The following is a 12,249-nucleotide window of genomic DNA, read 5'->3' as shown; positions in this document are numbered from 1 at the left end:
TGCGTGATCGTAAGAAAGGTGAGAGTTTTCCATGGCTAAGGTGATCGCGACGATCAGCTTGAAGGGCGGGGTCGGTAAGACCACCGTCACCGGTGGGCTGGCGGAGTTCATGTCGGCGGAGTTCGGGCAGCGGGTGCTGCTCATTGACCTCGACTCGCAGATCAACCTCACCACCATGATGATCAGCGAGGAGCGCTGGTTCGAGCTCAACACCAACGGACGAACCCTCGCCTCGCTGTTCTCCGACGCGGTCCACGGCACCCGGCACTTCCGGCTCGACGAGGCGATCGAACGCGGTGTCTCACCGGTGAAGAAGGTGACGACGGTGGATCTGCTCGCATCCTCGCTCGATCTCATCGAGATGCAGGAGGAGTTGAGCGCGCTGAGGGTACGGGGTGACGCCTCGGGCGGCGGCACCGGCTTTCTGCGGAAGGCGATCGCCCCGGTAATCGACTTCTATGACTACGTCCTGATCGACTGTCCGCCGAATATCGGTCCGGTAACCCTCAACGGGCTGGCCGCGGCGGACGCCTACATCATCCCGACCATCCCGGATCATCTGTCCACCTACGGTATTCCGCAGATTCAGAACCGTGTACGCAGGTTCGGTGACGAGATCGGCAGGGAGATCTTCGAATTGGGTGTGGTGATCACCAAGTACAAGGCCAACTCCGCGGTGCACCGTTCGACGACCAAACGTCTCCGCCGTGATCCGTCCATCCAGAATGTGTTGCCGAGCTACATCAACGAGTCGAATTCCATTGCCGCAGCGGCAGAGTTCACATCGTACGGGACTCTCAAGGTCAAGTACGGAAACCAAGGCCAGTTCGACCAATTCCGCAGTCTGGCGACCGATGTCATGACCGAGGCTCAGGAGAAGCTATGAGTAACGACGACACCCGCCGTCGAATCGAATACCAGGCGGTCGGCGGTGCGCTGGCGCAACTGGACGCGAAGAATCCGCAAGCGGCACAGCTCATCGCGGGCCTGACGCGAGTGATCATCGACGAGGCTGACAAGTCGACGCGATTCGCGGCTGCGCTCGTCGGGGTCATCGACTCGCTGCGTTCCGACGGTGCTGCGCCCACTCCCGTGGCTGCATCTGCACCCGCGCCGCGTAAGCGTGCGCCCGCGAAGAAGCAGGCTCGACGGCCCGCGATCCTCGATCCTTTTGTCGTCTACCGTGAGTCGGGTGCGACTGGGCTGGCCGAGAAGCTGGGTGCACTCGATCTCGAACAACTCCGCGACATCATCGCCGAGGAGGAGCTCGACACCCGTAAAGAGACGGGCCGGAAACGCAGCACCGCCGTCATCAGTGCGTGGATCGTCGAACGTGTTGAGGCGTCGGAGAACAAGGGGAGCGTGTTTCGGTAGGGGCACTCGCTGGAGCCGCATCTGGCACAGTGGGTAGCGGATCGCCCGTGGTGTTCGGTTTGAGCATTGCGGTTGTGTGTCGTTTCCCGGGGCTGTGTCCGGGTTCCATTGAGGCGTACTCGTTGCTGTGCACTTAAACGGCACCGCGATCCACTAGTCCGAACGAATGAACTTTGTACTACTTGCAGTGCAAGCCCGACACAACCTTCGGGCGTTTGTCGCATGATTAGTAGACCACGAAGGTCTGACAGTCCCGGGACCTGCGACAAACGCACTTCGAAGGAGCCTCCATGGAGCAGTTCGAGTCGTTCGACGAGTTCTTCCGAACTGCGACCGGGAGACAGCCCTACCCCTACCAGGTACGCGTCGCCGCCAACGGGGTGAAGCTCCCCGACGTGATCGATGTACCACCAGGGCTCGGCAAGACCGCGGCCATCGTTCTTGGTTGGTTGTGGCGATACCTGACGGCGGAACCCGGTCGCGTCCCACGCCGCCTGGTGCTCGCGCTCCCGATGCGGACGCTCACCAGGCAGGCGATCTCAGTGATCCCGCAATGGATTCACGCGCTTGGGCTCGACGACGATATCGATGTCGTGCAACTCGTCGGGGGGATCGGCCCTGGCGGCCACGGCTGGCGGCGGTCGCCCGGAAAGCCCCAGATCATCGTCGGCACAGTTGACATGATCATGAGCCGAATGCTGTTGCGCGGGTATGGCTCCAGCCGAGGTGTCTATCCGATCGATGCCGGACTCCTTTGGAACGACACCCATCTGGTACTCGACGAGACCCAGCTGGCACCGGCATCGACCGTCACCGCCCGGCAGATCGCCGCATTCCAGCGCGAGTCCGCAGCCGTGAACGTCGGTCTTACCTGCATGAGCGCGACCATCGACCAGGACCTACTGAGTACGGTGGACAACCGGTTCACCTCCGACGCCGACGTGATCCGCCTGGCCGATAGTGATCTGACACCCGAGGTGCGGCTTCGCCTGGATGCCAAACGTGTGGTCCGGGAGCTTCCGATCGCGGCGGCCAACCCCAAAGCGGTCGCCGAAGCGGTTGTTGCGCATCATCGTCCGGGTCTCACTCTGGTCATCGTCAACACCGTCGCCACCGCGGTCGACGTGTACAAACGTTTGGCGGGCAAGAAGTCGCCGCTCGGCGAAACGCCCGTGATCCTATTGCACTCGCGGTTCCGGCCGGTGGACCGAGATGAAAAGCTTGACGAATTGCTCCGACTCAACGACCTCGTGGTGGTTTCAACGCAGGTTGTGGAAGCTGGAATTGACCTTGATGCGCGGACCCTCATCACCGAAGCTGCACCGTGGCCGTCCCTCATCCAACGCTCGGGTCGTTGCAATCGCGCGGGAGTCACCGATGATGCGGAACTCTGGTGGTTCGCATCAGGGAAGAAGAGTCCGTACGAATCGGCCGATGTCGAGGCGACCGCCGGGGCGCTGCGGCTGCTCGAGAACAAAGACGTGTCCAATGCTCGGCTGCTCGATCTCGCGGATGACGTCAAGACATCCACTCCTGCCATTCAGGTCCTGCGGCGCAGTGACTTTCACGCGTTGTTTGACACCTCACCTGACCTTACCGGTAACGACCCGGACATCTCGCCATTCATCCGTGACGCCGACGAACTCGATGTCCAGATCGCTTGGGTGGACTTCGGTGGTGCCGGACGACCGAGCTCGGAGCTGCGATTGCCGGACCATGACCACCGTTGTCGAGCGCGGATCGGTGATGTCAAGGAGTTTCTGGCAGCGGGGAAGTCGTTGTGGCTCTTCGACGTCGCGCAACCTGCGTGGAGCGATGCGCGGTGGGCAGAGCTGACGTCCCGCATGCCGGTTCGTCCCGGCCAGGTATTCGTGATCGATGCGGAAAGAGGTGGGTACTCCGCGGAGATCGGCCTGGATCCAAGGTCGTCGGCGGCAGTCCCGGTGCGAGCAGAGGTCGCCGACGATGGGCCGCAAGGTGGCCAGGAGCCTGGCAGTGACGGCAACACCTCGGATACCGGAGCGATCGGTTTTGGCGGTTGGCTGGAACTCGACCAGCATCTCGAAGAAGCCGAAGCTGCGGCAGTCTCGATTGTTGCTGATCTGGCTCTCGACACAGAACTCCGGGCCGACATCGTTCTCGCTGCGAGACTTCATGACATCGGCAAAGCTCATCCCTTGTGGCAGAACGCACTTCAGCAGACGGCGACTATGCCTGATCGGGACAAGGTTTGGGCCAAGTCACCAGGGCATGGTCGACTCGTCTACGGTGACGGCATCACCTCGTTCCGACATGAGCTGGCCAGTGTCGCACTACTCGACTCCTCGCATGCAGATCTTCTTGTCTCGGCGCATGATCGCGATCTGGTGCGGTACCTGATCGCCGCGCACCACGGGAAGCTCCGCGTGCAGATTCGCGACGACTCAGGGGACGAGTCGCGTGTACTTGGGCTCTCACCCGGACCGATCACCGTTCCAGCCATCCTCGGTGAGCAACCCCGCGTCGCCACAATCGACCTCGAGCCGTTTCTGGTCGTCTCGGATGAGACCGAGGTATGGGCCGACATGGTGGATCGACTCCTTGGTAGGTATGGCCCATTTCGCTTGGCGTACTTCGAGGCGTTGGTTCGTATCGCCGACTGGAATGCAAGCGCACTTCACGAAGGCAGGCGAACTCATGACTGAACACCGATTTGTGGCTGCGCGAGGGCGTAACCTGCAGCGGTCACTGGCTGCGTTGGGGCTGGTGCGGGTGCTCGCCGAACAGCGTGATCCAGACCTACGGTCCCGTATTGACGGCGACGACCTCGTGATCGACACGACGGTGGACGACATCGCCCGATGGCTTGTCGACGACTACCGACCGAGGCCCGTGCTCAGCCCGTGGAACGGTGGGTCGGGCTTTGGGGAGAAGGACAAGAACCAGCGCGCGAACCTCGACGCGCTGATCGCATTTCCCGATCAAGACCGGGTCGCTGCACTGCGGGAGGCAGTGTCGATCGTCGATACATTGCTTGAGCGGGCTGCGATTGACACCTGGGACAAGCGAGACATGGTTCGGGAAATCGGAAACACCTGTCCCGACGAGATGTTGCCGTGGTTGCGTTCCGCGGTTGTGGTGTTAGCAAGTGACGACCTCGCGTTCCCGCCACTTCTCGGCTCGGGTGGCAACGATGGACGGTTGGAGTTCTCTAGCAATTACCACCAACGGCTGCTCGATGTGTTACCCACTGACGCGAGAGCCGAACGCCGCAGTCTGGGATGGGCCGAGGATGCACTCGCAGGGACGTCGCGAGAGCAACTGGTGAAGGCATCGGTGGGGCAATTCGATCCGGGAACCGCCGGTACCCCGAACTCGTCTGCGTATGGGGCCGCACCAGGCATGGTGAATCCTTGGCTCTTCGTGCTGATGGTGGAGGGCGCGACACTTTTTGAGGCAGCGCCCGCTCGTCGAATCTCGTCGCAGTCCAGTATGGACAAGGGCACAGCCATGACTTTCATGACCCGGGGGGCGAGCGCCGGCTTCTCCTCCGGCAGCGACGGGGAGGATATTCGTGGCGAAGTCTGGCTGCCCTGGTGGAATCGCTGGCTGCGATGGCCCGCCGTCCGGCGAATCTTCGTCGAAGGTCGCGCAACCTGGCGAGGGAAGACAGCCACCAGGTCTGGCGAGATGTACCTGGCCGTTGGGACCCGCGGTGTATCTGCGGCGGTGTCGGAGTTCGATCGATTCAGTATCGCCAAACGAAATGGTCTGGCATTCTCAGCAATTCGCGCTGACGCCGTAGCGGTCGCCGATGATCACCTACTTCGCGTGGTTGCACTCGTAGAGGATTGGCCACAACGACTCACTGGCCGAACCGGATTGCCGGGCACGGTCACGGATGAACTTCGGCGGTTCGACTCGGCGCGTGTCGAACTCGCGCGGACGCGAAATTCGGCGGAGCAAGTCGACAAGCTCCGAACACTACTGCGATCGTTGACTCGACTCGAGATGGCAGTCGGCCGTAGTCGAACAGTGAAAGAATTTGTGTGGCCGCGGGCGACCAAGCGGGGCAGCGGATGGGAGATGCTTCGAATCCTCAACGATGCACAGCTACTAGCGGACATGGTCGATGATCCGGAATTCCGGGTGGCGCTCGGACTGGCATCACTCCGGTTGAGGTGGCGGGGTGGGCGATGGGTCGGGGTCCGTGATCTGTTGCTCCCGGTCGCAGTGGTTCCGGATGCTGCTAGGCCAGCGTGGACGGATGGAAGCGATATCGCCGGCTATGGGGTTCGTCCGCTCAGCTCGGTGATGACCGACGTCCTGTCACGCTTGGCGATCGAGGCCAGTGCGGCGGATGACGGCGACGATGGTATGGGTAGTTCGGTCAGCGGGGTTGCAATGCCAATCAGTGCCCTCGTGCCGCTTGCTCATTTGCATTGGTTTGCTGACGGTCATTTGAGCGACGACGCGATAGCGCGATGGTTCGATGCACTCCTTGCCCTCGATTGGAGCGGAGAGCATTTCGGTTTCGACTCATCGAGATCGGAGGAAGTGGTACCGGTACCGGCGCTTGGTCTTCTTGGTCTGCTGCGCAATGGGGTCGCCGCACCGGTATCGAAAACGAACAGCCGCGGAGGGCCGTCCGACGAGCAAGCGAAGGGGTTGACTGCCGAAATCCTGGGGGCGCTCGTCGGGGGCAATGTTGATCGCGCCGTGCTTCTGACACGGCAACGGATGCACGAGGCAGGTCATACCGCAGTGGGCACGACGCCGTCGCGTGTGGACCCTCACAGGATTGCGACCGCAATTCTACCGAGGTCGCCGCATCGCGCTCTGACACGTCAGTTCACGTTCTCTCCCAAGACAATCGATGACAAACCAGCACCATCCGACCTGACTGACGACCACGAAACAGAAAGTGAGGCCAGCCATGGCCAGCAAGCGTGATATTCGGAAGTACGTTCTCGAACCTGTTGCAGGGAGTCGATTCCAGCCGACCGGGTTTCCGGACCTTGGTGCTGCGACCTACGACGGTCCGGGCGGTGGCACACGATTGCTCGTGGAGTCGGTCCAGTCACTGGCCAATCACCTCGAGGGGACGACTTGGGATGCGGCCGCACAGCAACCAGTCTCGACGGTCGCGGACGTCCCGTATGTCCGCGTCGTCGATGCGGACGGTGGGTTCCTCACCAGCAGTCGGCTGGAAGCACACCGCTTGGCCTCGGCGTATGTCCTCGATGCGTCGGATAGCGGTGCCGAGTTCCGAAAGGTTCTCGTCGAGCGCTTCGGCCTGGTGAAGAACAAGCCACTCGACCTGCGAAAGGTCTACTCGGCGATCTACGCGCTGGACCCGGTGAGCTTGCTGCACGGTGTGTTCTTTGCGCAGGGGTCATGGCCGTGGCAGCCGAAGATCAGTCGGGCGGTGTCGGCATTTATCGAGGCCGAAGGTGTGAATTCCGCGGTCAGTGGCGGTGTGAAGAAAGACAGCGTCAACAACAATCTCGACAAGGAGGCCGGCCGTACATCGGATCGCGGATACGGTATGGTCCCGCACCATCGGACCGAGTACACCGCCGACAAGATCACCCTGTTCGTGGTGATCGATGACCAGCAGATTCGGTCGTATGGTCTCCCGGAGACCGCCACAGAACTGCTTTTGGCGCTGGCAGATTGGGAAGTGGCGACGCTCCTCGATGGCGGACTTCGGCTTCGCACGGCATGTGACTTCGAAGTGACCGGCGTGGATGGGGCGGGTGAACTGCCCAACGTCGAGGCATCTGAGGATCGACTGACCAAGGCCATCGACGCGGCCGAACTTGGCGCGGTCACTGAGTTGACTTGGGCCGGATCGAAGGCCAAGTAGTACATGGGAACAACGGTTGAGATCAGATTTCCGCTCGGCCGGTATCACGCGACCCCTTGGGACGCGGCGGCGAACACTGGCTACGTCGAGTGGCCACCGTCGCCGTGGCGTGTGATGAGAGCACTGGTGGCGGTTGCACATTCAAGGTTTATCGATGTGGACGACACCGTCGCCCTTTTGGGTCGTCTGGGCAATCCGTCGGCGTTCGAGTCGGCGCCGGTCACGATGGGCTCGACTCGGCACTACATGCCCGATATCAAGCATCGCACCGACGACCGAGGCGATACTGACCTTGTGATCGATAGTTATGTATCTATCGCACAACAGCGTTCGGGGCCTGACCTGCAGATTCACTGGGATGTGGATCTTGCCGAGGACGAGTTGAAGCTGCTGACGGCACTCGTCGAGAACCTTCCGTATCTAGGGCGGAGTGAGTCCGTGTGCGAGGCCGCGGTTGCAGAGAAGCCTGCGCAACCGGATTCGACATGGTGGCGGATCGGGGCCGTCGGCGATCAAGTCGACAGAGCGGAGTTGCTCGGCGCCGACGGTGCACCTAGTCGGTCCGACCTCGAAGCCAGCCCGACGATGGTGCGTACGAAACTACGAAAGGTATTCCCACCTGGCACAAGACTCTTGGGGTATGCGAGGGAAAGCTCAGATCTGAGCTCGGCTCGACCGCGGCGGTCCTCGCGGTTGTCGAGTGACCCGATCACGACAATCCGTCTCGAACTGCACGGGATCGCCTCTGTCCGTATGCGGGACTTCTTGATGCCGACCGACCTCGCGCACAGCGCGGTCCGCAAGGCGTTGCATGCGCTAGACGGTGATCCGGAGATTGCGGCGATAATTGGAAAGGACGGCACAGACCCGCGACAGCAAGGGCACGATCACCTCCACGTAGTGGCTCTTCCTGACGACTCTCGCGGCCGACGATTCGGCGGAGGTGCGCCGATCCGGTCACTACTGCTCTGGGCCCCGAGGGGGATGTCTTCCGAGGCGGTGGGTCGGATATGTGAGATCGATCGGTTGTGGACGCCAGACCGGGTCACCGAGAACTCGATCCCGACTCAGAGATTGCTTGTTGCCGGTCTGGGTGACGTCTCGGACATTGCCCCCGAGACCGTTTTCGACGGTGAGGGAGCGACCACGTGGGTCTCGGCCACCCCTTACTTCCCCGTGCGACACCGTAAACGGCGGACGGTCCGAGACTGGATCAAAGTCGACCTGAATAAGGAGCTGGGATACCGAGCGGCCACCGCGGGGGTCGAGGTAGTGGACGTCGAAGTCGACGAGACCCGCGCGACCGTATCGGATCTGGTGCGCTTCCGTCGGCGACGGTTGCGGGAGCAACGCCAGAATGCCCGACGGGGTTTCGCGGTTCGGGTTACCCTGTCGCGGCCGGTCAATGGGCCGCTGATGCTCGGTCAGCTGAGCCATTTCGGTGCTGGATTATTCATTCCGGCCGCGCCGTGATCGTCTGACCGAACGACGGTATGCGGCAAGGTTGTCGTAGGTCGGTGCCATGGTTGCCTCGCACCGACCAACGACGGCCGGGGTTCCACACCACTTCCCAGCACACGGAGCCCGAAATGACCACCGATTTGCCGGAATTGTTGCCCGCCCGAATGCTCAACGAATATGTGTACTGCCCGCGTCTGTTCTACTTCGAGTGGGTCGATCAAAGATGGGCCGATAGCCACGACACCGAACAAGGACACTTCACTCACCGCGCCGTCGACAAACGAACGGGATCTCTTCCGGAACCTGAATCAGGCGAGGTAACTAGACGTGTGACGTCACTACGAATTGAGTCGCACGCACTGGGTCTGGTGGCGGTACTCGATCGCGTGGAGGATGGAGGAGACGGCACTGTAGTGCCCGTCGACACGAAGAAGGGGAAGCCTGCGGCGAACGGATTGCCCTGGTCGGCCGACGTCGTCCAGCTCTACGCGCAGGCCGCACTCCTACGAGATGCCGGCTATGAAGTGGATCGGGGAGTGCTTTTCTACTCCGAAGTCCACAAGCGGGTGACGGTCCCGATTGGCAACACCGAAGTTGCTGCGGCAGTGGAGATCGCGGAAGAGGCTCGCGAGGTTGCAGCACGAGACGCCGCGCCACTGCCGCTTGTTGGAAGCAAGCGCTGTCCCCGCTGCTCACTTCTCGGTCTATGCATGCCCGACGAGACCAACGCGCTTCTTCGGCGTGACGAATCGACGCCTCGGAGAATTGTTCCGCGCGACCCCGACAGTCGTCCTCTGTACGTCACGACGCACGGAGCAAGCGTCGGACTCAAGGGTGGGCGGATCCGAGTGGTCCAGAATGGCGCAGCACCCGCCGAGGTTCTCCTCATCGACGTCAGTCAGTTGTGCGTCTTCGGCAATGTCCAGGTAAGCTCGCAAGTTCTGACCGAATTGTGGGCGCGCGGTATTCCGGTGCTGTGGTTCAGCTATAACGGCTGGCTGCGCGGATGGGCGCAAGGCGAGATGTCGAAATTTGTCCAACTGCGCACCGCGCAGGCGCGTTTGGTAGACAGTACCGCCCTCGGTATCTCACGAGCAATCATCTCAGGGAAGATCAAGAACGCGAGAACTCTTCTGCGCCGTAATTCTCGAAGTGGCGCCGAGCGGCCAGTCCAAGCACTCGCGGGAATGGCCGATTCGGCGACCGGTGCCGCGTCACCCGCAGAGTTGCTTGGAATTGAGGGAGCGGCGGCCAGGGTCTATTTCGAGAATTTCAGCGGTCTGCTCCGCGGAACTCAAGAGAAAATGGCTGCTGAATTCGAGACTAATGGACGAAAACGACGCCCCGCACCTGACCCGATCAACGCGCTGCTGGGATACGTGTACTCATTGCTGGTCAAAGATCTCGTTGCGGTTTGTATTGGTGTCGGCCTCGATCCCTATCTCGGCGTTTATCATCGCCCACGATACGGACGCCCGGCACTAGCCCTTGATCTGATGGAGGAGTTTCGGCCCTTGCTCGCGGACTCGGCGGTGATCGGAATGCTCAACAATGGAGAGGTCACCTCGGGTGATTTCGAACGTCGCAGTGGTGGGTGTTGGTTGACCCTTCAAGGGCGACGAAAAGTGATCCGCGCGTATGAAAGGAGACTTGACGTGCAAGTCACGCATCCAGTGTTCAAATACAAGGTCTCTTATCGTCGAGTTCTCGACGTACAGGCGCGGATTCTTGCCGGTGTCATTCTCGGTGAGCTGCCCGCATACACGCCGATGGCCACCAGGTGATTCCTGATGGCCAGACGACGTCATCTAATCGCCTATGACATTTGCGAGCCCGCCAGGCTGAGGAGAGTGTGCAAGGTCATGGAAGCGTATGGAACCAGATTGCAGTATTCAGTCTTTCTTTGTGACCTTTCGGAGCTGGAACGCACTCGTTGGCGGACGGATATTCACGGTGTGATGGACTACGGTGAAGATTCGGTAGTGGTGATTGATCTGGGCGCAGTGGGGAGTGCGGCGGCCGTGACGCAGTTGGGTCGGCCACGCACTTTGCCGGCGTCAGGGCCCACGGTCGTGTGATTCTTGACGCGAGCGGTGGGTCCGCCACCCCAACCCTGGGCAGCGCTCGCGCGCTGGTCAGAGCGCTCTTTGAGAACTTCAGATGCGAAGGTAGGATTTATTGTGCACTCGGCTTGCGGTACCTCTCGCGATGAGGCCGGTTTCTGCAGTTCAGGTGCAGTGAATTTCGCGAGCGGTGCTCCCGGTCTTCATGGCCGGGTTCCATTGAGGCCGTGATCGTCGCCGGATCCGCGGTCGCCACATGATGTGTGCTCCCGGTCTTCATGGCCGGGTTCCATTGAGGCGTGGCATGGCAAAGCGATCGACTACCTACGGCGTCTGGGTGCTCCCGGTCTTCATGGCCGGGTTCCATTGAGGCGCATCGAGGTCCGCCTTGAGCGCGGCCTTATCCTTCTCCAGGTGCTCCCGGTCTTCATGGCCGGGTTCCATTGAGGCCGTGTCCACTTTCGTGGTGGCGGCACCGTGACTGGTGCTCCCGGTCTTCATGGCCGGGTTCCATTGAGGCAGGGTGTGGACCCGTGACCGACTACGGTACTTCTATGTGCTCCCGGTCTTCATGGCCGGGTTCCATTGAGGCAGTGCCGCTGGTTGCCGACCTCCTCGCCGAGGTGAAGTGCTCCCGGTCTTCATGGCCGGGTTCCATTGAGGCATGACGTGCAACGACTGGGGATTCCGCATCGGCTAGTGCTCCCGGTCTTCATGGCCGGGTTCCATTGAGGCGAGTTGGGGTCCGACCGCCCCGCTGTCGCGTTGCGCGTGCTCCCGGTCTTCATGGCCGGGTTCCATTGAGGCGCGACACCTGCAACCGCCTCGGTTGGGGGTTCGACGGGGTGCTCCCGGTCTTCATGGCCGGGTTCCATTGAGGCGCAGATCCTTTGACCCGAACGTGTCCGATGGTTTCCCCGGTGCTCCCGGTCTTCATGGCCGGGTTCCATTGAGGCGTAAGATGGTCAGGCAGGTCCGATGTCGGGAACACGGTGCTCCCGGTCTTCATGGCCGGGTTCCATTGAGGCGCACTCATTCTGCGGTGGCGGATCGGCGACCTCGCGGTGTGCTCCCGGTCTTCATGGCCGGGTTCCATTGAGGCACGCACCCCCAGTGAGAGTGCTGCACGATTGATCACCGGTGCTCCCGGTCTTCATGGCCGGGTTCCATTGAGGCCGGGAGAAGATCGCGCCGGGTGCGATGAAGCGGTCGTTGTGCTCCCGGTCTTCATGGCCGGGTTCCATTGAGGCTTGCGGCGGGAGATTCACGTGCGGGAGCAGGCGGCGGTCGGTGCTCCCGGTCTTCATGGCCGGGTTCCATTGAGGCGTTGTTCGCCGGGTTGGGGGCGAAGATCTCCACGCTGGGTGCTCCCGGTCTTCATGAAGCACCCCAGGTTTCGTGCCACCTCGTTGGTGGGCTACCTGCTGGTAGTGACCCCAGCGTAGTAGGTTGCCTCGTACTCGTTGGGCGGGACCAGGCCGATCGACCCGTGTAACCGGGTGG

8 protein-coding genes and 1 CRISPR repeat array are annotated in these 12,249 nt (G+C 61.6%); all 8 genes read left to right on the top strand.

Annotated features, from left to right (window positions below):
• Window positions 1-31 precede the first annotated feature (31 nt).
• The 8 genes from ABLE92_RS25370 to cas2 all read left to right on the top strand — a co-directional run bounded on the left by ABLE92_RS25370 (window position 32) and on the right by cas2 (window position 10,761).
• The gene (locus ABLE92_RS25370) at window positions 32-886 is read left to right on the top strand and encodes a ParA family protein (protein WP_348807588.1); all 855 of its coding nucleotides are present in this window, start codon (window positions 32-34) and stop codon (window positions 884-886) included.
• The gene (locus tag ABLE92_RS25365) at window positions 883-1,374 is read left to right on the top strand and encodes a hypothetical protein (RefSeq protein WP_348807587.1); all 492 of its coding nucleotides are present in this window, start codon (window positions 883-885) and stop codon (window positions 1,372-1,374) included. Before ABLE92_RS25370 ends, ABLE92_RS25365 begins: the two co-directional genes overlap by 4 nt.
• 290 nt (window positions 1,375-1,664) lie before the next feature.
• Window positions 1,665-4,058 (top strand): type I-G CRISPR-associated helicase/endonuclease Cas3g, encoded by a 2,394-nt coding sequence (gene cas3g, locus ABLE92_RS25360; protein WP_348807586.1) that lies wholly within the window; start codon window positions 1,665-1,667, stop codon window positions 4,056-4,058.
• Window positions 4,051-6,306, top strand: a complete 2,256-nt coding sequence (gene cas8g1 / locus ABLE92_RS25355; protein WP_348807585.1) for a type I-G CRISPR-associated protein Cas8g1/Csx17 — start codon at window positions 4,051-4,053, stop codon at window positions 6,304-6,306. The genes cas3g and cas8g1 overlap by 8 nt, the downstream gene beginning before the upstream one ends.
• Window positions 6,290-7,222 carry a type I-G CRISPR-associated RAMP protein Csb1/Cas7g gene (cas7g, locus tag ABLE92_RS25350; RefSeq protein ID WP_348807584.1) on the top strand — a complete coding sequence of 311 codons (933 nt, stop codon included), beginning with the start codon at window positions 6,290-6,292 and terminating at the stop codon, window positions 7,220-7,222. Before cas8g1 ends, cas7g begins: the two co-directional genes overlap by 17 nt.
• Before the next feature lie 3 nt (window positions 7,223-7,225).
• On the top strand, window positions 7,226-8,695 hold the full coding sequence (gene csb2, locus ABLE92_RS25345) for a type I-G CRISPR-associated protein Csb2 (protein ID WP_348807583.1): 1,470 nt from the start codon (window positions 7,226-7,228) through the stop codon (window positions 8,693-8,695).
• Between the two features lie 116 nt (window positions 8,696-8,811).
• Window positions 8,812-10,467: a CRISPR-associated endonuclease Cas4g/Cas1g gene (cas4g/cas1g, locus tag ABLE92_RS25340; protein WP_348807582.1), complete on the top strand. Its 1,656-nt coding sequence runs from the start codon at window positions 8,812-8,814 to the stop codon at window positions 10,465-10,467.
• Between the two features lie 6 nt (window positions 10,468-10,473).
• A complete protein-coding gene (gene cas2 / locus ABLE92_RS25335; RefSeq protein WP_348807581.1) occupies window positions 10,474-10,761 on the top strand; it encodes a CRISPR-associated endonuclease Cas2 in 288 nt (95 codons plus the stop codon).
• Window positions 10,762-10,936: 175 nt separating this feature from the next.
• Window positions 10,937-12,072: direct repeats of the CRISPR family, unit length 36 nt; unit sequence GTGCTCCCGGTCTTCATGGCCGGGTTCCATTGAGGC.
• Window positions 12,073-12,249: the final 177 nt, after the last annotated feature.

Source organism: Gordonia oleivorans, from assembly GCF_040044975.1.
Lineage (GTDB): Bacteria > Actinomycetota > Actinomycetes > Mycobacteriales > Mycobacteriaceae > Gordonia > Gordonia oleivorans.
Note: the sequence above shows the minus strand (reverse complement) of the source record. Positions and strands in the feature narration are given on the sequence as shown.

What these genes read in the sequence shown, in the direction of transcription:
- ABLE92_RS25370 (WP_348807588.1), top strand. Translation starts at nt 32, where the DNA reads ATGGCTAAGGTGATCGCGACGATCAGCTTGAAGGGCGGGGTCGGTAAG.
- ABLE92_RS25365 (WP_348807587.1), top strand. Translation starts at nt 883, where the DNA reads ATGAGTAACGACGACACCCGCCGTCGAATCGAATACCAGGCGGTCGGC.
- cas3g (WP_348807586.1), top strand. Translation starts at nt 1,665, where the DNA reads ATGGAGCAGTTCGAGTCGTTCGACGAGTTCTTCCGAACTGCGACCGGG.
- cas8g1 (WP_348807585.1), top strand. Translation starts at nt 4,051, where the DNA reads ATGACTGAACACCGATTTGTGGCTGCGCGAGGGCGTAACCTGCAGCGG.
- cas7g (WP_348807584.1), top strand. Translation starts at nt 6,290, where the DNA reads ATGGCCAGCAAGCGTGATATTCGGAAGTACGTTCTCGAACCTGTTGCA.
- csb2 (WP_348807583.1), top strand. Translation starts at nt 7,226, where the DNA reads ATGGGAACAACGGTTGAGATCAGATTTCCGCTCGGCCGGTATCACGCG.
- cas4g/cas1g (WP_348807582.1), top strand. Translation starts at nt 8,812, where the DNA reads ATGACCACCGATTTGCCGGAATTGTTGCCCGCCCGAATGCTCAACGAA.
- cas2 (WP_348807581.1), top strand. Translation starts at nt 10,474, where the DNA reads ATGGCCAGACGACGTCATCTAATCGCCTATGACATTTGCGAGCCCGCC.